General features: G+C 70.5%; 25 protein-coding genes and 1 pseudogene. 12 read left to right on the forward strand and 14 right to left on the reverse strand.

What is annotated here, in order from left to right; translation table 11 throughout:
- The first annotated feature begins 160 nt into the window (after positions 1–160).
- Positions 161–649, forward strand: coding sequence for a transcriptional regulator BldD (gene bldD / locus LX88_RS25610; RefSeq protein ID WP_030471611.1), 489 nt, complete (start codon positions 161–163; stop codon positions 647–649).
- 102 nt (positions 650–751) lie between these two features.
- Positions 752–1,966: an MFS transporter gene (locus tag LX88_RS25615; protein WP_258950355.1), complete on the forward strand. Its 1,215-nt coding sequence runs from the start codon at positions 752–754 to the stop codon at positions 1,964–1,966.
- Here the strand turns inward: LX88_RS25615 and LX88_RS25620 are convergent.
- The gene (locus LX88_RS25620; protein WP_258950356.1) at positions 1,866–2,699 is read right to left on the reverse strand and encodes a sigma-70 family RNA polymerase sigma factor; all 834 of its coding nucleotides are present in this window, start codon (positions 2,697–2,699) and stop codon (positions 1,866–1,868) included. The two genes, LX88_RS25615 and LX88_RS25620, sit on opposite strands and share 101 nt — an antisense overlap.
- An 88-nt stretch (positions 2,700–2,787) precedes the next feature.
- Here LX88_RS25620 and LX88_RS25625 point away from each other — a divergent pair, with 88 nt between their 5' ends.
- Together LX88_RS25625 and LX88_RS25630 are read left to right on the forward strand one after the other, a co-directional pair.
- The gene (locus tag LX88_RS25625; protein ID WP_258950357.1) at positions 2,788–3,489 is read left to right on the forward strand and encodes an SDR family oxidoreductase; all 702 of its coding nucleotides are present in this window, start codon (positions 2,788–2,790) and stop codon (positions 3,487–3,489) included.
- 12 nt (positions 3,490–3,501) lie between these two features.
- On the forward strand, positions 3,502–4,131 hold the full coding sequence (locus tag LX88_RS25630; RefSeq protein WP_258950358.1) for an HD domain-containing protein: 630 nt from the start codon (positions 3,502–3,504) through the stop codon (positions 4,129–4,131).
- Positions 4,132–4,183: 52 nt separating this feature from the next.
- Here the strand turns inward: LX88_RS25630 and nusB are convergent, their stop codons facing one another.
- From nusB to LX88_RS25645, 3 genes are read right to left on the reverse strand one after another with little or no spacing between them, the layout of a single operon-like run.
- Complete coding sequence (gene nusB, locus LX88_RS25635) at positions 4,184–4,603, reverse strand: transcription antitermination factor NusB (RefSeq protein WP_258950359.1); 420 nt, start codon at positions 4,601–4,603, stop codon at positions 4,184–4,186.
- Positions 4,603–5,172 carry an elongation factor P gene (gene efp, locus LX88_RS25640; RefSeq protein ID WP_258950360.1) on the reverse strand — a complete coding sequence of 190 codons (570 nt, stop codon included), beginning with the start codon at positions 5,170–5,172 and terminating at the stop codon, positions 4,603–4,605. Before efp ends, nusB begins: the two co-directional genes overlap by 1 nt.
- A gap of 31 nt (positions 5,173–5,203) precedes the next feature.
- Positions 5,204–6,280, reverse strand: a complete 1,077-nt coding sequence (locus LX88_RS25645) for a M24 family metallopeptidase (RefSeq protein WP_258950361.1) — start codon at positions 6,278–6,280, stop codon at positions 5,204–5,206.
- Positions 6,281–6,315: 35 nt separating this feature from the next.
- On the opposite strand from LX88_RS25645, the gene LX88_RS25650 reads away from it, so the two are divergent.
- Positions 6,316–6,726 carry a B-4DMT family transporter gene (locus LX88_RS25650; protein ID WP_258950362.1) on the forward strand — a complete coding sequence of 137 codons (411 nt, stop codon included), beginning with the start codon at positions 6,316–6,318 and terminating at the stop codon, positions 6,724–6,726.
- On the opposite strand, the gene LX88_RS25655 is transcribed toward LX88_RS25650, so the two are convergent.
- Complete coding sequence (locus LX88_RS25655; protein ID WP_258950363.1) at positions 6,710–7,306, reverse strand: hypothetical protein; 597 nt, start codon at positions 7,304–7,306, stop codon at positions 6,710–6,712. The two genes, LX88_RS25650 and LX88_RS25655, sit on opposite strands and share 17 nt — an antisense overlap.
- A gap of 19 nt (positions 7,307–7,325) precedes the next feature.
- Complete coding sequence (locus LX88_RS25660; RefSeq protein ID WP_258950364.1) at positions 7,326–7,691, reverse strand: VOC family protein; 366 nt, start codon at positions 7,689–7,691, stop codon at positions 7,326–7,328.
- Positions 7,692–7,789: 98 nt separating this feature from the next.
- On the opposite strand from LX88_RS25660, the gene LX88_RS25665 reads away from it, so the two are divergent.
- Positions 7,790–8,539: a Long-chain-fatty-acid--CoA ligase gene (locus LX88_RS25665; RefSeq protein ID WP_258950365.1), complete on the forward strand. Its 750-nt coding sequence runs from the start codon at positions 7,790–7,792 to the stop codon at positions 8,537–8,539.
- Here the strand turns inward: LX88_RS25665 and aroQ are convergent.
- The 7 genes from aroQ to LX88_RS25700 all read right to left on the reverse strand — a co-directional run bounded on the left by aroQ (position 8,526) and on the right by LX88_RS25700 (position 13,023).
- On the reverse strand, positions 8,526–8,957 hold the full coding sequence (gene aroQ, locus LX88_RS25670; RefSeq protein ID WP_258950366.1) for a type II 3-dehydroquinate dehydratase: 432 nt from the start codon (positions 8,955–8,957) through the stop codon (positions 8,526–8,528). The genes LX88_RS25665 and aroQ overlap by 14 nt on opposite strands.
- Positions 8,954–10,063, reverse strand: coding sequence for a 3-dehydroquinate synthase (gene aroB / locus LX88_RS25675; RefSeq protein WP_258950367.1), 1,110 nt, complete (start codon positions 10,061–10,063; stop codon positions 8,954–8,956). Before aroB ends, aroQ begins: the two co-directional genes overlap by 4 nt.
- The gene (locus LX88_RS25680) at positions 10,060–10,566 is read right to left on the reverse strand and encodes a shikimate kinase (RefSeq protein WP_258950368.1); all 507 of its coding nucleotides are present in this window, start codon (positions 10,564–10,566) and stop codon (positions 10,060–10,062) included. The genes aroB and LX88_RS25680 overlap by 4 nt, the downstream gene beginning before the upstream one ends.
- The gene (aroC, locus tag LX88_RS25685) at positions 10,563–11,762 is read right to left on the reverse strand and encodes a chorismate synthase (RefSeq protein ID WP_258950369.1); all 1,200 of its coding nucleotides are present in this window, start codon (positions 11,760–11,762) and stop codon (positions 10,563–10,565) included. The genes LX88_RS25680 and aroC overlap by 4 nt, the downstream gene beginning before the upstream one ends.
- 13 nt (positions 11,763–11,775) lie before the next feature.
- Entirely contained in the window at positions 11,776–12,228 is a 453-nt protein-coding gene (locus LX88_RS25690; RefSeq protein ID WP_258950370.1) for a prepilin peptidase, read from the reverse strand.
- A 106-nt stretch (positions 12,229–12,334) separates the two neighbouring features.
- Positions 12,335–12,790 (reverse strand): PTS sugar transporter subunit IIA, encoded by a 456-nt coding sequence (locus tag LX88_RS25695; RefSeq protein ID WP_258950371.1) that lies wholly within the window; start codon positions 12,788–12,790, stop codon positions 12,335–12,337.
- The gene (locus tag LX88_RS25700; protein ID WP_090005969.1) at positions 12,787–13,023 is read right to left on the reverse strand and encodes a PTS sugar transporter subunit IIB; all 237 of its coding nucleotides are present in this window, start codon (positions 13,021–13,023) and stop codon (positions 12,787–12,789) included. The genes LX88_RS25695 and LX88_RS25700 overlap by 4 nt, the downstream gene beginning before the upstream one ends.
- Positions 13,024–13,134: 111 nt before the next feature.
- Here LX88_RS25700 and LX88_RS25705 point away from each other — a divergent pair, with 111 nt between their 5' ends.
- The 3 genes from LX88_RS25705 to LX88_RS25715 are packed head-to-tail and all read left to right on the forward strand — an operon-like array spanning position 13,135 to position 15,469.
- Positions 13,135–13,890, forward strand: coding sequence for a GntR family transcriptional regulator (locus tag LX88_RS25705; RefSeq protein WP_258950372.1), 756 nt, complete (start codon positions 13,135–13,137; stop codon positions 13,888–13,890).
- The gene (locus LX88_RS25710; RefSeq protein ID WP_258950373.1) at positions 13,887–15,173 is read left to right on the forward strand and encodes a PTS transporter subunit EIIC; all 1,287 of its coding nucleotides are present in this window, start codon (positions 13,887–13,889) and stop codon (positions 15,171–15,173) included. Before LX88_RS25705 ends, LX88_RS25710 begins: the two co-directional genes overlap by 4 nt.
- Before the next feature lie 29 nt (positions 15,174–15,202).
- A complete protein-coding gene (locus LX88_RS25715; RefSeq protein ID WP_258950553.1) occupies positions 15,203–15,469 on the forward strand; it encodes an HPr family phosphocarrier protein in 267 nt (88 codons plus the stop codon).
- A gap of 198 nt (positions 15,470–15,667) precedes the next feature.
- Here the strand turns inward: LX88_RS25715 and LX88_RS25720 are convergent.
- A pseudogene (locus LX88_RS25720) lies at positions 15,668–16,204 on the reverse strand (phosphatase PAP2 family protein); the annotation flags it as partial.
- 57 nt (positions 16,205–16,261) lie between these two features.
- Here LX88_RS25720 and LX88_RS25725 point away from each other — a divergent pair.
- Genes LX88_RS25725 through LX88_RS25735 form a run of 3 tightly spaced genes read left to right on the forward strand, consistent with a single transcriptional unit; the run spans position 16,262 to position 18,671 of the window.
- Positions 16,262–16,936 (forward strand): response regulator, encoded by a 675-nt coding sequence (locus tag LX88_RS25725; RefSeq protein WP_258950374.1) that lies wholly within the window; start codon positions 16,262–16,264, stop codon positions 16,934–16,936.
- On the forward strand, positions 16,933–18,279 hold the full coding sequence (locus tag LX88_RS25730; protein WP_258950375.1) for an ATP-binding protein: 1,347 nt from the start codon (positions 16,933–16,935) through the stop codon (positions 18,277–18,279). The genes LX88_RS25725 and LX88_RS25730 overlap by 4 nt, the downstream gene beginning before the upstream one ends.
- Positions 18,276–18,671, forward strand: a complete 396-nt coding sequence (locus tag LX88_RS25735) for a hypothetical protein (protein ID WP_258950376.1) — start codon at positions 18,276–18,278, stop codon at positions 18,669–18,671. Before LX88_RS25730 ends, LX88_RS25735 begins: the two co-directional genes overlap by 4 nt.
- Positions 18,672–18,689: the final 18 nt, after the last annotated feature.

An 18,689-nucleotide genomic window follows, 5' to 3' on the forward strand; every position in this document is an offset into this window, starting at 1 on the left:
GTCAACCATCCGAGTGGTAGGCCAGGCGTGGCGCGCGTCTCCCCACGAGATCAGCTTGACCTGCCGACCACGGCGAGTAATCATTACTCTGCGTATCGATCTAAGCCTCCCCGCAGCACGCACGTACTGCTGACGGGGCGAATGAACGGAGAACCGCCACATGGGCGACTACGCCAAGGCGCTGGGGGCCAAGCTCCGCGCTATCCGCCAGCAGCAGGGTCTGTCCCTGCACGGCGTCGAGCAGAAGTCCGGCGGTCGCTGGAAGGCCGTGGTCGTCGGCTCCTACGAGCGCGGTGACCGCGCGGTGACCGTGCAGAAGCTGGCCGAGCTGGCCGACTTCTACGGGGTTCCCGTCGCCGAGCTGCTGCCCGAGGGCCGGGTGCCCTCCGGTGCCGAGCCGGCCACCAAGATCGTGATAAACCTCGAACGGCTGCAGCAGCTGCCGGTCGAGAAGGTCGGCCCGCTGGCTCGCTACGCCGCGACCATCCAGTCGCAGCGCGGTGACTACAACGGCAAGGTCCTCTCCATCCGCACCGAGGACCTGCGTTCGCTCGCGATCATCTACGACATGACGCCGGGCGAGCTCACCGAGCAGCTGATCGACTGGGGTGTGCTGCCTCCCGAGGCCCGTCCCGCCAAGGAAGACTGAGCTCCACTTCCACACTTTCGGAGCAGTGGCTCCCCTGACGTCCTGCCAGTCGCCCTGAGGACGTCGGGGGAGCCACTGCTGCTTTCGGGTGAGGTACCCAGCGTGACGACCTACCGCCAAGTCCTGCTCACGCCACGGGTCGCGCCCCTGCTCGGCGCCGCGCTGTGCTCCCGGCTCGCCGAGCAGATGTTCACGCTCGTTCTGGTCTTCCACGTGCTCGACGTGTTCGGGTCGGCGGCCCTCGCTGGTGTCGTCGTTTTCGCCGCGGTCGCGCCCGGCTTGATCATCAGCCCGCTGGCGGGCGCCCTCCTCGACCGCGCCGGGGTGGTGCGGTCGATCGTGGCCGACCTCGTGGCGAGCGCGGTGCTGGTGGCCGCGCTGGCGTTCGCGCCGGCCTCCGTCGCGCTGGTCCTGGTGCTGGCGGCGCTGTACTCGCTGACCAGCCCGCTGAACATCGCCGGGGTGCGCGTGCTGCTGCCGAGGCTGGTGCCCCGCCATGCCGCCGAACGAGCGAACGCGCTGGACTCCGGCCTGTTCAACCTGGTCGAGGTGCTGGGGCCGGTGCTCGCGGGCACGGTGTTCGTGCTGGCCGGTGGGCAGACGGCCATGCTCGTCGTCGTCGCTCTCTACCTCGTGGCCTGCCCCCTCATGCTCCTGCTGCCGTCAGACCGTCCCTCACAAGCAGTGCGTCCACCGCTGCTGCGTTCCACCTTTGACGGCGTGCGCTACGTCCTGACGCACCCGATGCTTCGGGCACTGGTCGTGTCCTACGGCCTCTACCAGTTTGCCTGGGGTGTGCTGGTGGTGGCGGTGCCGACGGTGGCCGGCGAGGCGTGGGCAGGTGTTTTGTGGGGTGCGGCCGGACTCGCGGGGCTCGTCGGCGCCCTGATCGCGGGACACGTCCTGCGCGAGGGCCGTGAACGCATGGCGATGATCGTCGGCACCGCGGCCACGGCGGTCGCGGTGCTGGTCGCGAGTGTCGGCATGATCGGGCTGGCCGTGGGGCTGGTCGTGGTCGGACTGGTGTCCGGGCTGGTCAACGTGGGTCTGCTGACGCTGCGTCAGCGTCGTACGGATCCGGACAGGCTCGGGCGGGTGCTGGCGGTGTCGATCAGCCTCAACGTGCTGGGCATGCCGATCGGTTCGGCTGCCGGAGGCTTCCTGCTCGACAGGTCCCCCGTGCCGGCGTTCGCGACGGCGGCCGTCGCGGCGGTGCTCAGCGCGGTGGCGATGTGGGCACTGGTGCCACGAGCCGACGGACGTGCTCCCGGTCCGAGATCGCGTGGATCGCGGCGACCTGCCCGTCGCGCACGGTGAAGACCATGACCGAGAACGGCACGCCGTCCACCCGCGTGATGAAGCCGGCCTCCCCGCCGATGACCGCGAGCTCGATGGCCGCCGTCGTCGCGTACTTGCGGAACAGGCTGGCCCGGCCGGCGACGGCACGTCCGCCGATGACCTCCAGGGCGCCCGCGCGCAGCACGACGTCCGGGTGCAGCACGGCGACCAGGCCTTCCAAATCGCCTTCGCGGGACGCCTTGAGGAACGCCTGCACCACTTCGCGCTGTTTCGGCAGGTCGACGTTCGGCTGAGGCCGGTCCTGCACGCGCTTGCGGGCACGGGACGCCAGCTGCCGGGCCGTCGCCGGGGTCTTGTCGATCAGCGGCGCGATGTCGTCGAACGGCACGGCGAACATGTCGTGCAGCACGAACGCCAGCCGCTCGTCGGGCTTGAGCGAGTCGAGCACGATCAGCATCGCGAGTCCGACCTGGTCCTTCGCGACGGCCTGGTGCTCGGGCTCCTCCCCCGTCTCGATCACGGGGTCGGGCATCTCGAACGCGTGCTCCCGGCGGTCGCGCAGCATGTTCAGGCACACCCGCCCGACGACGGTCGTGAGCCACGCGGCCGGGTTCTCGATCTCCGCGGTGTCCGCGCGTTCGACGCGCAGCCAGGCGTCCTGCAGCGCGTCGTCGGCCTCGGCGAACGACCCGAGCATGCGGTGGGCGATGGCGCGCAAGCGCATGCGCTCCTGCTCGAACTGCGCGATCAAAGCTTCCCCCTGTGGCCTGGCGCACACCCTGTCACGTTCCCCGGCGCCACCGGGTCGAGAAGGCGACGACTCATTCGGGAGGGTAATCGTGAAGATCCTCGTGACCGGCGGCACCGGCACACTCGGCAGGCACGTGGTTCCGCTGTTGCGCGAAGCCCGAGCGGACGTGGTGGTGCTGAGCAGGCACGGCGACATCGCCTGCGACCTGCTCGGCGACGTCCCGCCGGTCGAGGCGGACGTCGTGGCGCACCTCGCCGGCGGGCAGAAGGGCGACGACGCCGCGACCCGCAACCTGCTCGCGGCCTGCCGGGGCGTCCGGCACCTCGTGTACATCTCGGTGATCGGCGCCGACGCCGTGCCGCTGGCGTGGTCGCGCACGAAGCACGTGTGCGAGCAGGCGGTCGAGGCGTCGGGCATCCCGTTCACGATCCTGCGCGCGGCCCAGTTCCACGACCTGACGCTGACGATGGTGCGGGGCCTCGCGAAGCTCCCGGTCGTGCCGGTGCCGGGGATGCGGCTGCAGCCGGTGGACGCTCGCGACGTGGCCTCGCGGATCGCCGGACTGGCGCTGCGCGAGCCCTCCGGCCGCGTGCCGGACCTGGCCGGACCTGCGGACTTCGAGCTGAGGGAACTCGTGCGCGGCTACCTGACCGTCGCGGGCAAACGTCGGCTCACGGTGCCGGTGCGGCTGCCCGGCCAGGCCGGGAAGGCGTACCGGGGAGGGCGGAACCTGGCGCTGGACGGCGACCGCGGCACCCGCACGTGGGAGGAGTTTCTGGCCGGTCGGTAGTGTCCTGGCAACGTGACAGGACTTCTCGCTGATCAGAACCCGCTGCCGTCCGGTGTGGACTCCCGGCTGCGCGAGCACCTCACGTTCCTCATCGAGGTCGACCGGCTCAAGACCGTGCTGCGCGCGTCCCCTCTCGCGGCGGCGGACAGGCGCGAGAACGACGCGGAGCACTCGTGGCACCTCGCGCTGATGGTCATGACGCTCGCCGAGTACGCCGACGAACCGATCGACGTCGGCCACACGATGAAGCTCGTGGTGGTGCACGACCTCGTGGAGATCTACGCGGGTGACACGCCGATCTACGACACCGCGCTGGGCGAAGACCAGCAGGAACGTGAGGAGGCCGCCGCCGACCGCCTGTTCGGCATCCTGCCCGCCGACGCGGGCCGCGCGCTGCGGGCGTTGTGGGACGAGTTCGAGGCGCGTGAGACGCCGGAGGCGCGGTTCGCGAAGGCCATGGACCGCCTGCAACCGTTGCTGCTCAACTGGATGGCGAAGGGCGGGACCTGGCGGACGCCGGGTGTGAAGGCGCAGGACGTGCGGGATCGCAAGGCCGTGATCGGCGAGGGCTCGACGACGCTGTGGCAGGCGGCGCTGCACCTGATCGACGAGGGCGAGCGGCGCGGCTGGGCCCGGACCTGAGAAGACCGAAGGGCCACGTCGCCGTTGACGTGACCCTTCGGAAGCAGAACTGCTACAGGACGGCGCGCAGCTGGTCCGCGATGACCGCGATCCGGCCGAGCACACCGTTCACGAACCGCGGCGAGTCGTCCGTGGACAGGCCCTTGGCGAGCTCCACGGCCTCGTCGATGGCCACCGCGTCCGGCACGTCGGTCGCCCACAGCAGCTCGTACAGGCCGAGGCGCAGGATCGCGCGGTCGACCGCCGGCATGCGCTGCAGGGTCCAGCCTTCGGCGTGCTCCGAGATGAGGTCGTCGATGCGCGAGCGGTTCGCGGTGACGCCCTCGACCAGCGTGACGGTGTAGTCGTTCACCGGCGGGACGTCAGGGGACCCGACGCGCGAAGCCAGCAGCGTCACTGCGTCGCTGCCCAGCAGGTCGGCTTCGTAGAGGAAGTCGACCGCGCGCTTGCGGGCCTTGCTCCGAGCACCCATCAGGACTTGTCGCTGATGCGGCCGAGGTAGCGGCCGTCGCGGGTGTCGACCTTGATCTTCTCGCCGGTCGTGACGAACAGCGGGACCTGGATCTCGGCGCCGGTCTCGAGGCGGGCGGGCTTGGTGCCACCGGTGGAGCGGTCGCCCTGCAGGCCGGGGTCGGTGTGCTCGATGACGAGTTCGACCGACGTCGGGAGCTCGATGAACAGCGGGACGCCCTCGTGCGTGGCGACCATCGCTTCCTGGTTCTCCAGCAGGTAGTTCGCGGCGTCACCGACGGTCTCGGACGGAACCGGGATCTGGTCGTAGGTGTCACCGTCCATGAAGATGAAGTCGGTGCCTTCCTTGTACAGGTAGGTCATGCCGCGCTTGTCCACGGTGGCGGTCTCGACCTTGGTGCCCGCGTTGAAGGTCTTGTCGACGACCTTCCCGGTCAGCACGTGCTTGAGGGTCGTGCGCACGAAGGCGCCACCCTTGCCGGGCTTGACGTGCTGGAACGCGGTGACGGTCCAGAGCTGGCCGTCGAGGTTCAGCACCAGGCCGTTCTTCAGGTCGTTCGTGGTGGCCACGGTGGGATTTCTCCTGTGTAGGACGGGGGTGTCAGACGACCACGAGTTCCTTCGTGGTCAGGGTGAGGAGCTCCGGCCCGCTTTCGCGGACCACGAGGGTGTCCTCGATGCGGACCCCGCCCCGCCCCGACAAGTAGACGCCGGGCTCGACGGTGACCGCCATACCGGCCGAAAGTGTACCGGCACCCGCCTTCGACAACGCCGGTGCCTCGTGGATCTCCAGCCCGACCCCGTGACCGAGGCCGTGCAGGAACTCCTTCCCGTGCCCGGCCTTCTCGATCACCTCGCGCGACGCGTGGTCGACGTCGCTCACCTTCACGCCCGGCTCGAGCGCGTGACGACCCGCCGCCTGCGAGCGCGCGACCAGGTCGTACAGGTCGCGCTGCCAGTCCGCGGGCCTGCCGAGCACGAGCGTGCGGGTCATGTCGGAGTGGTAGCCGTCGACCAGGGCGCCGAAGTCGAGCTTGATGAAGTCGCCGGTGTGCAGCGTCGCGTCCGTCGGCGAGTGGTGGGGCACGGCCGAGTTCGCGCCGAACGCCACGATCGAGGAGAACGACGGGCCCTCGGCGCCGTGGTCGAGCATGCGGCTCTCCAGCTCGCGCGCGACCTCGCGTTCGGTGCGGCCCGCTCGCAGGCCACCGTGCCCGATCAACGCCGCGAGCGCGCGGTCCGCCGCCGCGCACGCCATCCGCAGCGCCTCGATCTCGACCTCGTCCTTGACCAGCCGCAGCTTCTCGACCAGGCCACCGGCCTTGTGCAGCTCCGCCTTCCCGGCGGCCGCCGTCAGCTCGTCCAGGCCGTCGACCGTGACGTGGTGGCTCTCGAACCCGAGCCTGCCCTTCGCCCTGCTCGCGAGCGCGGTGTCGCACGGCCGGTCGATCAGCCGTTCCAGGTCCGGCACCTGCTTCGCCGACTGGGTGAGATAACGGCCGTCGGTGCAGAACACCGAGGTGTCGTCACCGCTCGCGTCGACCAGGACGGCGGCGTTCGACCCGGTGAACCCGGTCAGGTACCGGACGTTCAGCAGGTTCGTCACGAGGAGCGCGTCCAGGTTCTCGGACTGGAGCGCTTGGCGCAATGCGGTTCGGCGTGCGGCGTACGACGACATGTCTCGCAGCGTACGGCCAGTCCTAAGCTGTCCGCATGCGTCCTTGGTTCGTCCGTGCGTTGTGGATGGGGCTCCTGCATGGGGCCGTGCAGACCGGCGTGGCGGCCGTGGGCGTGCGCAGCCCGGAGGCCTCCTCGATCCGGCCGATCGCTCTCGGTCTCCTGATCGTCGCCGCGGTCCTCTGGGGCGCGGTCGACACGCTGCGCGACCTGGACGGGCGCGGCATGCAGTGGTTCATCGCGTCGCTGATCGCGGGCCCGTTCGCGGGTGCGCTGGGCGTGATCGGGTCGGCGTTGCTGGTCGACCAGACCGGGCAGGAGGCGCTGTGGGTGGCGCTGACGGGCGGGGCCGCGTTCACGGCGTTGCTCGTGCTCGCGCCCGCCGGGCTCGGGATGCTGCTGGGCGGCTTCCTCGCGAAGGAGGACCCGGCTAGTCCGCGGAGCTGACCGTGAGCAGGTAGCGCGCCGAGGTGCTGAAGTCGCCGAGCTCCCCCGCGATCACCAGCTCGTGCTCACCCGGCTTCAACGGCGGGATCCACGCCCACAACCCGCAGGCCTGAGCCTGCACACGCCCCTCGCGGGCACCCATCGCGTTGTCCGGCGCGGCCTCGAAGGTGATCCCGACCGGCGCGATCCGCCGCAGCTCCACCAGCTGGCCGTCGAGCGTCACCGACCCCTTGCCGACGGCCATGAACGACTCGCAGTTCGTGACCGTGCTGACCGCCGGACCGGCGAGCGGACGCCCCGCGGGCACCTGGCACCGCCTGTCGACGGGCCCGCCGAACGTCCCCGCGAAGAACCACACGTCCTCCGGCTGGTTCTCGGCGCACCACTGGCCGGTGTCGTCGACGACGGGGTTGCGGTTCTCCGGGCTCGACGCCGCCCACGTCCACCACTTCGCCTGCAGGTCCCGATCGGACAGCCGCTCCGCGCTCACCGCCGTCTCGCTGCTGACGGGCGCGGGCTCCGGCGCGGCCGCGCATCCGGCCAGGAGCAGGGCGAACGCGGCGATCAGCAGTCTCGGCACGTTCGGCATCTTCACACGTTCAGACGCCGACCAGCTCGATTTCGAAGCCGTCCTCGTTCTCCAGGAACGCCGCGTAGTGGTCCGGTCCTCCCGCGTGAGGATGCCTGTCCGCGAACATGAGCTTCCACCCGTTCGCCTCGGATTCCCCGGTCAGCCGGTCGACGTCCTCGCGGGTCCCCGCGTGCAGGGCGAGGTGGTTCAGACCCGCTTTCATCCGATCGTGTGGACCCGTCATGGCCGGGGACTGCTCGGCCACGACGTAGGTCCCGCCGAGCTTCCAGCTGACGCCGGCGGTCCAGCGCTGGTGCTCGGTCCAGCCGAGCTCGGTGAGGATCCACCCGAACGTGGCCTCGGCGCGGGCGAGGTCCGGGACCCACAATTCCACGTGGTGGAGCAACGGTTCCCTTACGTGTCAAGGAATCGACCAGCGGTAGATCGGAAAGGCACACACACGAAGCTCGTCGGATCAGCGAGGATCGGCTCATGAAGATCGTCTCGAACGCCGAGCGGCCCGACCTCCAGGGCCCCGCCCAGGCCTCGCTGCGGGACGGCTGGCCCGCGTTCGTGCTGCGCGGCGAGGTGCCTCGCGTCCACCGCGACGCCGTGGCGGAGTACTTCCCGCGCTATGACGTGCTGCTCATCGAGGACGACCTGGTGCTCGCGCGGGCGACGGCGGTCGCGCTGCGGTGGGACGGTGACACGGCGACGCTGCCCGACGGCGGCTACGACGGCGCGCTGGTCGCGGCGGTCACCGAGCACGAGAGCGGCGTCGTGCCCGACACGTTGTGCGTCGTGGCGGCGACCGTGCGGACCGGCCGCACCGGCAGCGGCCTGGCGGGCGAGGTGCTCACCGGGTTGCGCGAACGGGCCGCGGCCGACGGGATCGCGCGGGTGATCGTGCCGGTGCGGCCGACGCTCAAGGCGACCTACCCGTTGACGTCCATGGAGGACTTCCAGCGGTGGACCCGCGCGGACGGCCTGCACCTCGACCCGTGGGTCCGCACCCACCAGCGGCTCGGTGCCACGATCCTGCGGCCGGCGCCCCGGTCGATGGTCGTGACCGGGACCGTCGCGGAGTGGGAGCGGTGGACCGGGATGGCGTTCCCGCAGAGCGGCCGGTACGTCGTTGCGGGCGGGCTGGACCTGGTCGCGATCGACCGGGAGCTCGACCAGGGGGTCTACGAGGAGACGAACCTCTGGATGCGCCACCCGGTGCGCGCTACCTCTGCTTGAGCGACAGCCAGCGCAGGGCGAGCAGGTAGCCCTCGACGCCCAGGCCGACGATCACGCCGCTCGCGACCGCCGAGATGACGCTGTGGTGCCGGAACTCCTCGCGCTGGTGGATGTTCGAGATGTGCACCTCGACCAGGGGGCCGGTCAGCTGCGAGCAGGCGTCGCGGACCGCGATCGAGTAGTGCGTCCAGGCGGCGCCGTTGAGGACGACCGGGATGGAGGCGTCGGCGGCTTCGTGCAGCCACTTGACCATCTCGCCCTCGTAGGCGGTCTGGCGGACCTCTACGTCGAAGCCGAGTTCCTTGCCCTCGGCCACGCACATCTCCACGAGGTCGGCGTGGGTGGTGCTGCCGTAGATGAGCGGCTCGCGGGTGCCGAGGCGGTCGAGGTTCGGGCCGTTCAGGACGAGGACCTTCACAGCAGCACCTTTCCGGAGCCGGTGGTCGGCTCGGCGGCGACGGCCGAGTACGCGGCGGCGATCAGGGCCGGGTCCGGGCCTTCGAGGCGGCCGGGCTTGGCGAGGCCGTCGAGGACCACGAAGCGCAGGACGCCCGCCTTGTTCTTCTTGTCGACCTTCATGCCCTCCATGAGCTGCGGGAGGGCGTCCGGGTCGTACGTCGTCGGCAGGCCGAGCAGTTGCAGGACGCGCTTGTGGCGGTCGGCCGTCTCGTCGTCCAGGCGGCCGGCGAGGCGGGCCAGTTCGGCGGCGAAGACCAGGCCCACGCTGATCGCGGCGCCGTGGCGCCAGCGGTAGCGCTCGCGGCGTTCGATGGCGTGGCCGAGGGTGTGGCCGTAGTTCAGGATCTCGCGCAACGACGACTCGCGCAGGTCCGAGGTCACGACGTCGGCCTTGATCTGGATCTTGCGGCGGACCAGCTCGGCCAGCACCTCGCCGGTCGGGTCGAGGGCCTGGGCCGGGTCGGCCTCGATCAGGTCGAGGATGACCGGGTCGGAGATGAAGCCGCCCTTCACGATCTCGGCCATGCCGGCGACGAGTTCGTTGCGCGGCAGCGTTTCCAGCGTCGCGAGGTCGACGAAGATCGCGTCCGGCTCGTAGAACGTGCCGACGAGGTTCTTGCCCGCGTCGGTGTTGATGCCGGTCTTGCCGCCGACCGCCGCGTCGACCATGCCGAGCAGCGTCGTCGGGATGTTGACCAGCCGCACGCCGCGCATCCACGTGGACGCGACGAAGCCCGCGAGGTCCGTGACCGCGCCGCCGCCGAGGCCGACGACGACGTCGGTGCGCGACAGGCCGATCTTGCCCAGCACGTCCCAGCAGAAGCCGGCGACCGCGAGGTCCTTGCCGTCCTCGGCGTCGGGGACCTCGACGCGGTGCGCGTCGGCGCCCACGGCCTTGAGCTCGTCGACCAGCACCTTGGCGGTCTCCGCCAGGGTCGGCTGGTGCACGATCGCGATCTTGGCGGTGCCCTTGAGGAACTCGACGATGTCGCCGAGCAGGCCGCGGCCGACCACCACGTCGTAGGGCTTCTCCGCGGCGACCCGGATGCGCACGGGCTCGGTCATGCTTCAGCTCCCTTGATCACCGCGTCGGTCACCTGCTCCGGATCGAGCGAGTCCGTCAGGACCTCGATCGTCGCGACCTCGCGGTACAGCGGCAGGCGCGCGTCCAGCAGCGCCTTGAACGTGGCACGCGGGTTGATGCCGGACAGCAGCGGCCGCGAGGACGACAGCCCCGTGCGGCGCACGCCCTCCGCCATGCCCACGTTCAGGAACACGACGGTGTGCTCGCGCAGGCGCTCGCGGGTCGTCGCGGACAGCACCGCTCCCCCGCCCAGGGCCAGCACGCCCTCGTGCTCGACGAGCGCCTTGGCGACCGCTTCCTCTTCCATGGCGCGGAAAGCGGGCTCGCCGTCGGTGGTGAAGATGTCCGAGATCGGCTTGCCGGCGAGCTCGACGATGTCCGCGTCGACGTCGCGGAACGGCACTGCGAGCCGTGCGGCCAGCAGTTCGCTGACGGTGGTCTTCCCGGCTCCGGGAGGACCGACCACCACGTACTGGGGGCTCACATGCCCTCCCAGCGGGCTTCCAGCGCCTTGAGGTACGCGTGGGCGTTGCGGCGCGTCTCGTCGAGCGAGTCGCCGCCGAACTTCTCCAGCGCGGCCTCGGCCAGCACCAGCGCCACCACGGACTCCAGCACCACGCCGGCGCGCGGCACGGCGCAGACGTCCGAGCGCTGGTGGATCGCGACCGCGGGCTCACCGGTGCGGACATCCACAGTGGACAATGCGCGCGGCACGGTCGAGATGGGCTTCATCGCCACGCGGGCGCGCAGGATCTCGCCGTTGGTGATGCCGCCTTCGAGACCGCCGGCGCGGTTCGAGCGGCGCGTCACGCCGACCGGGCCGCTGCCGCGGTCGATCTCGTCGTGCGCCTGCGAACCCCAGCGCTTCGCCGAGGTGAAGCCGTCGCCGATCTCCACGCCCTTCATCGCCTGCACGCCCATGAGGGCGGCGGCGAGACGCGCGTCGAGGCGGCGGTCCCAGTGCACGTGCGAGCCCAGGCCCGGCGGGAGCCCGTAGACGAGGACCTCGATGACGCCGCCGACCGTGTCGCCGGCCTCCTTGACGGCCTCGACCTCGGCGACCATCGCGTCGGTGCCGCGCTGGTCGAAGCACCGCACCGGCGACTCGTCGATCGCGGCCAGGTCGTCGGGCGTGGGCAGCGCGGCGTCCGCGGGCGTCTCGGCCTGGCCGATGGACACCACGTGACTCACGACCTGCACGCCGAGCAGCTGCTGCAGGAACTGCCGGGCGACGGTGCCCAGCGCCGTGCGGGCCGCGGTCTCCCGGGCGGAGGCGCGCTCCAGCACCGGGCGGGCCTCGTCGAAGCCGAACTTCTGCATGCCCGGCAGGTCGGCGTGGCCGGGACGCGGGCGGGTGAGGGCCTCGTTGCGGCCGGTCGGCTTGAGCAGGCTCGGGTCGACCGGGTCCGGCGACATGACCGTCTGCCACTTGGGCCACTCGGAGTTGCCGATCGTGACCGCGACCGGGCCGCCCTGGGTCTTGCCGTGGCGGACGCCGCCGAGGATCTCGACCTCGTCCTGCTCGAAGCCCATGCGCGGCGAGCGACCGAACCCGAGCCTGCGGCGCCCGAGCTGGGCGACCAGGTCGTCGGTGGTCACCTCCACCCCGGCGGGCATGCCCTCCAGGACGGCGACGAGGGCGGGGCCGTGTGACTCTCCAGCGGTGATCCAGCGCAGCACGTTCACAATCCTTTCACAGCGTCGTCAACGCCCAGGTGGCGGCCAGCAGGCCCGGTCCGTGCGGCACCGCGCGCCTGCGCCGGAACGCGGCGACGGCCAGGGTGACCACGCTGGACAGGATCGCCGCAGGTAGGAGCACCGGCAGCGGGAGCGCCGCGCCGAGCCCGAAGGCGAGCTTCACGTCGCCGCCGCCCATCAGCGCGGGCCGCAGCCGCCGGACGGCGAGATGCGCGCCACCGAAGACGAGCGACGACAGGGCCGCCGCTCCCAGCCCGTGGAACTGCAGGAGCACCAGCGCGGCACCCAGCGGGAGGGTCAGCGCGTCCGGCAACCGGTGGTGCCGCAGGTCGATCATCGCGAGCACGATGCCGAACCAGGCCAGCAGGTACGACGAGGGCGGAGCGTCCAGGACGGCGGCGACCGTCCACAGCGAACCCAGTGAGAACGAGAGCAGGACCGTGGTCATGACACCACGGTCCTGCCAGGGGTGACCAGGTACAAGTTCGGGCCTGTCGTGAACGGTCCGTCCACGCGCAGCCCTCACACCGCCCCGGTCAGGGCGGGAGAACGGTTCAGCGAGACCAGTCGAACAGGGCGTCGCCCGCCACCACGTCCGCGTCGAGAGCCAGGTCGCCGAGCACCTCGGCGGACGCGTCGAGCGCGACCACCGGGCAGATCGGCGCGAACCCGGCCGCCTCGACCTCGGCCGGGTCCCACGTCACGATCTTCTGGCCGGCCTGGACCTGCTCGCCCTTGACGACGTGGAGCTCGAAGCCCTCGCCCTTGCGCTTCACGGTGTCGATGCCGAGGTGGACCAGGATGGCCGCCCCGTCAGCGTTGGCGACCACGAACGCGTGCGGGTGCAACGTCACGACGGTGCCGTCGAGCGGTGACACCACATCGGCCTTCGATCGAATCGGTTCGACGGCCACGCCGGGCCCGACCATCGCCTCGGCGAAGACCTGGTCGGGAACCGCGGAGAGCGCGACCACCCGGCCCGCCACGGGGCTGCCGACGCGCAGGCTCACAGCAGGTCCTCGATGTCCGACGCGATGGTGTCCGCCTCGGGTCCCACGACGACCTGGACGACGTTGCCGGAACGCATGACTCCGTGCGCTCCCAACGCCTTCAGCGCCTTCTCGTCCACGACGGAACCGTCTTCGAGCTCGCACCGCAGGCGGGTGATGCAGGGCTCGATCTCGATGATGTTGTCCCGGCCACCCAGCGCCTCGAGGATCTTCTGAGCCTTCTCGTCAGCCACGTTCGTACCTCTCGTTCCCGTAACAGCGGTTGACACCCGCTCGGTGCGCGGAGCATCCTCCCGCACCAACTGGTCTAGACCGGAAAGTACCACTAGCGAGGAGGTGAGCGAGTGAACGAGATCGTGGACGGCCCCAAGCCGAAGCACGCGCAGCTGCGTGAGATCCTGCGGCGCCTGGCAGAACAGGAGCTCGCTCCCGGCTCACCGATTCCGTCCGAGCGCGATCTCGCCGAGCGGTACGGAGTCTCTCGCATCACCGTGCGGGCCGCAGTCGGCCAGCTGGTCGCCGAAGGCCTGCTCACGCGGGCCAAGGGACGTGGGACGTTCACCGCCAAACGGCGCTACGACCTGCAGCTCTTCCTGGCCTCGTTCACCTCGGACATGAAGGCGCGCGGGGTCGAACCCAGCACCGAGGTGATCAGCTGCGGCCAGGCGGCACCCGGCTCGAAGGCCTCGCTGGGCCTCGAGTCCGACGAGTACGCGTACCGCGTCGTGCGGCTGCGCAAGGCCGACGGGGCACCGCTGGCGCTCGAAGCCGGCTGGTACAGCCCGCACCTGCTTCCCGAGCTCGACCGATGCGACCTGACCGGATCGATCTACGAGATCATCGCGACCCGGTACGGAATTCAGCTCGACCACGCGCGGCAGACCGTGTGGGCCGAGACCGCCGACGCGGAGACCGCGAAGGCGCTCGACGTCCGCAAGGGCAGCCCGCTCCTCGTGTTCAGGAGGGTCGCCAGCTCCGACGGGCGGCCCTGTGAAGACGTCACTTCCTGGTACCGGGGCGATCTCTACCAGGTGACCATGCAACTGGACCGGACCGTCCCGGGTACCGGACCGAACTCCGCCAAGGGAGGAACCCGATGAGCACGGACGCCGCAACCGGTGGTCGTGAGATCAAGGGCCTTGCCACGTTGCAGCGCTTCGGTCGCAGCCTCATGCTGCCGATCGCCGTGCTGCCCGCGGCAGGCCTGCTGCTCCGTTTCGGCCAGCCCGACATGCTGGGCAAGGACGGTCTGGGTTGGAACGCCGTCGCCTCGGTGATCGGTGCGGCGGGCGACGCGCTGTTCAGCAACCTCGCTCTGCTGTTCGCCGTCGGCATCGCCGTCGGTTTCGCACGGCGCGGTGACGGCTCCACGGCGCTCGCCGGCGTCGTCGGCTATGTCGTGCTGACGAGCGTCTTCAAGGCGATGTCGCCGCTGGTCCTCGACCAGCCGACCGACCCGGCCGCCAAGCCCGAGGTCATCAACTACGGGGTCCTCGGCGGTATCGTCGTCGGCCTCCTGACGGCCCTGCTGTGGCAGAAGTACCACCGCATCAAGCTGCCGCCGTACCTGGCGTTCTTCGGCGGCCGCCGGTTCGTCCCGATCATCGTCGCCGGTGTCATGACGATCGTCGGCGTCCTGCTCGGCCTGGTCTACCCGTGGTTCGACGCGGGCCTGACCGCCATCGGCGAGTGGGTCACCGGCAGCACGATCATCGGTGCGTTCATCTACGGTGTCGTCAACCGCCTGCTGATCCCGCTGGGTCTGCACCACATCGTCAACAACGTCGTGTGGTTCCAGTTCGGCGAGTACAACGAGAAGACCGGTGATATCCCGCGCTTCCTCGCGGGCGACCCGACGGCCGGCACGTTCCAGACCGGCTTCTTCCCGATCCTGATGTTCGCCCTCCCGGCCGCCGCCCTCGCGATCGTGCACACCGCACGGCCGAACCAGCGCAAGCTCATCGGCGGCATCATGGGCTCCGCCGCTCTCACCGCGTTCATCACCGGTGTGACGGAGCCGCTGGAGTTCGCGTTCATGTTCGTGGCGTGGCCGCTGTACCTGATCCACGCGTTCCTGACCGGTACGTCGCTCGCGATCTCGAACGCGCTCGACGTCCACTCGGGCTTCTCGTTCTCGGCAGGTGCGATCGACTTCATCCTGAACTGGAACATCTCCCAGAAGCCGTGGATGCTGATCATTCTGGGCCTGATCTACGGTGCGATCTACTACTTCCTGTTCCGCTTCGTCATCAACAAGTGGAACCTGAAGACGCCGGGCCGCGAGGACGACGAGTCCCCTGAGGCCGACGAGAGCATCGTCGGCGGCAGTGGCGACACGGCGGTGCGCGAGAAGCAGAAGCGCACCACCGACGAACAGCAGTAAGCGAACCAGCTCTACCGGGAGGAACCATCATGGCCGAGCGACGGGTCACCGTGGCCAGCAAGGTCGGACTGCACGCCCGGCCTGCCGCACTGCTGGCGAAGGCCGCCGCCGACCAGCCGGTGGCGGTCAGCATCGCCAAGGACGGCGGCGAAGCCGTTGACGCGGCGAGTGTTCTGGGTCTGATGACCCTGGGCGCCATGCACGGTGACGAGGTGGTGCTCAGCGCCGAGGGGGACGGAGCGGACGCCGCTCTGGACGCCATCGCCGAGCTGATCGCCACCGATCACGACGAGTGATCCCGGTCGTGAGTGGTCTCGATCGCCCCGACGGCCTAGACCACTCACGACCCACCCGAAGTGCAGCACCACACCCGCGGTCACGACGCCGGCCAAGGTCGGCGGCGTGGCCTGCGGGTGGCTCACGATCATCCAGACACCGCCGGCGGCCAATGCGGGCGGCACGACCAGTCCCGCGGTCCACTTGCGCAGCAACAGGAACGCGAGCGTCGAGACCAGCAGCGCCGCGCCGAGCGTGTCGCTGAACCGGTGCCAGCCGAGCGACACCGTCTCCGCCGCGACCGCCCCCGCGCCGATCGCCCCCGGCACCGCCACGACCAGCGCGAACCGCTGGGGCACCGCCATCGCCACCGCGATCACCGACGCCACCGCGGCCGTCGTGTGTCCACTCGGGAAGCTGTTGTGCACCAGCACGGCGTCGTCGTCGAGCGGCGGCCGCACCAGCACGTAGAGCTTCAGGACCTGCGCTCCCAGCACCGAACCGCCGAGCAGCAACAACGGCGTGAGCGACTTCTTGCGGGCGAAGAGGATCACGAGGACGGCGGCGAGGATGATCGCCGTGTCCACGTTGGACGCCCACGAGCGTTGCAGTGACAGTTCGGGCAACGCGGCGTTCTCCGCCTTCTGCCCGAACGACGTCCACACCAGCGCGAAGTACGTGAAGAGGAATCCCAGCAAGCTTCCGGCCATGGGTCCGACACTCCGCGAGCCGGTCCACGGGAACGTCCACGCCATGTCATGGTTCCGCTACAGATCGGGCGCCGGTGCCGTCTCCCGCAGATAATGGATCTCGTGGCGATGGTGTTGCTGGTCGAGGACGACCCTTCGGTGCGTGAAGGACTCGGGCTGGCGTTGCGCCGCCAGGGACACGACGTCCGAGCAGCGGAAACGGGTGAGGAAGGCGTCGAGAAGCTGCGCGAGTCCCGTCCCGACATCGTGGTCCTCGACATCATGCTGCCGGGCATCGACGGCTTCGAGACGTGCCGGCGGATGCGCACGCACGCCGAGGTGCCGATCATCATGCTCACGGCGCGCGGCGACGACTTCGACGTGGTCGCGGGCCTGGAGGCGGGCGCGGACGACTACGTGGTCAAGCCCGTGGAACCGCGGGTGCTGGAGGCGCGCATCCGCGCCGTGCTGCGGCGGACCGTCGCCGAGCCGTCGTCGATCGAACGGCACGGCTCGCTGGTGATCGATCGGGCAGGACTGCAGGTGCTCAAGGACGACGTGAAGGTCGCGCTGACCCCGACCGAGCTGAAGCTGCTGCTCGAACTGTCCCGCACCCCCGGCCGCGTGCTGACCCGCCAGCAGATCCTCGAGGCCGTCTGGGAGCACGACTACCTCGGCGACTCGCGGCTGGTCGACGCGTGCGTGCAGCGGTTGCGCGCGAAGATCGAGGACGTGCCCTCCGACCCCGGATACGTCCACACGGTGCGCGGCTTCGGTTACCGCTTCGGCCCCCGATGAGGTCGTTGCTGCGCGGCCTGCGCCCCAGGCTGATGGCCGCGTTCCTGCTGCTGACGGTGCTCGGCGCGGTGGGAGCCGCGGGTGCCTCCTACGCGACCGCCCGCACGTTGCTGCTGGAGGACGCGCAGGACGGCTTCATGAACCCGCTCGTGCAGGACGTCCGCGACTACGCGCACCGGCTCACCGTGCCGCCGGCGCAGGAGGACCTGGACGGCTTCGGCTCGTACCTGCGCGGCTCGGCGGTCGTGGTCTACGGGGGCCTGCGCTCCTCCAGCGGCCCCGATCCGTCGTTCATCCCCGCCGAGATGCGCGAGATGCTCAAGACGAGCGGGACGACGCTCTGGCAGCGCCGCACGGACCTGGCCGAGCCGTACGTCGTCGTGGGCATCCCGCTGCTCCGCACGGACGGCGCGCCCACGGGTGTGGAGGTGTGGGCGCTGCTGTACCTGAGGGGCCCGCAGACCGCCATCGACAGCTTCTCGACGGCCGCCTGGGTGGGGGTCAGCCTCGTGCTCCCCCTGGCCCTGGGCGTCGCGCTGTTCACCGCGCGCGGGGTCCTGCGTCCCGTCCGCCGCCTCGGCGCCGCCGCCCGCGAGCTCGGAGCCGGCCGCCTGGACACCCGCGTCGAGGTGCGCGGCTCCGACGAACTCGCCGACCTGGCCCGCACGTTCAACCAGGCCGCCGAACAACTGGAAGCCTCCCAGGCCACCTCCCGCCGCTTCGTCGCCGACGTGTCGCACGAACTGCGCACGCCGTTGACGGCGATGAACGCCGTGACCGCCGTGCTGGACGAGGACGCGGACACGTTGCCTCCCGACACGGCCGTCGCGGCCCGCCTGGTCTCCGCCGAGACCCGCAAGCTGACCCGCCTGGTCAACGACCTGATGGAGATCTCCCGCTTCGACGAGGGCCGCAACCTCCTCGAACTGGACGACTGGGACATCGGCACCGCGGTCCGCGACACCCTGGCCGCCCGCGGCTGGGCCACGTCCGTCGAGGCGTCGCTGCCCGAGGGCGTGGTGGCACGGGTCGACCGCCGCCGCCTGGACGTCATCGTCGCCAACCTCGTGGGCAACGCGCTGAAGCACGGCGGCGTCCCGGTGCGCGTGACGGTGCGGCCGGGCGTCATCGAGGTGGCCGACCACGGCCCCGGCATCCCCGAGGACGCCCTCCCCCACATCTTCGACCGCTTCTACAAGGCAGACACGGCCCGCTCCCGTTCCGAGGGCAGCGGACTGGGATTGGCGATCGCATGGGAGAACGCACGCCTGCACGGCGGCACCATCGAGGCGGCCAACGCGCCCTCGGGCGGCGCGGTCTTCACCTTGCGCTTGCCCTCGTGACCCTCACGGCCTGCGGCATCCGCCCGACCCCGATCCTCACCGGGGCCGAGGCGCCGACGGTCTCGTCGCACACGCTCACCATCTACCTCGTCACGGCCGAACGCGACGGCCTGGTGCGCCGCACCCGCGACTACACCGGCGCCGTCGACATCACGACCGCGATGAACCTGCTGCTGGCCGGCCCGAACGACGAGGAGAAGAAGCTGGGCCTGGTGACCGAACTGCCCGCGACGTCGTCCAAGGCGGTCCCGGTGCTGGACGTGATCGTGATGCCGGAGGACGTCGCGCCACCGACGACGAAGTGGGCGGTCTTCCAGGTGCACTGCACGGCCCTGGCGAGCCGGGCGAAGGTGGCCGGCGTGGCACCGGTTCCCGACCAGTACTGCCCCTAGCGCTTCGGTAGGGGCGGG

The organism is Lentzea californiensis, assembly GCF_024648825.1.
GTDB classification, from domain to species: domain Bacteria; phylum Actinomycetota; class Actinomycetes; order Mycobacteriales; family Pseudonocardiaceae; genus Lentzea; species Lentzea californiensis.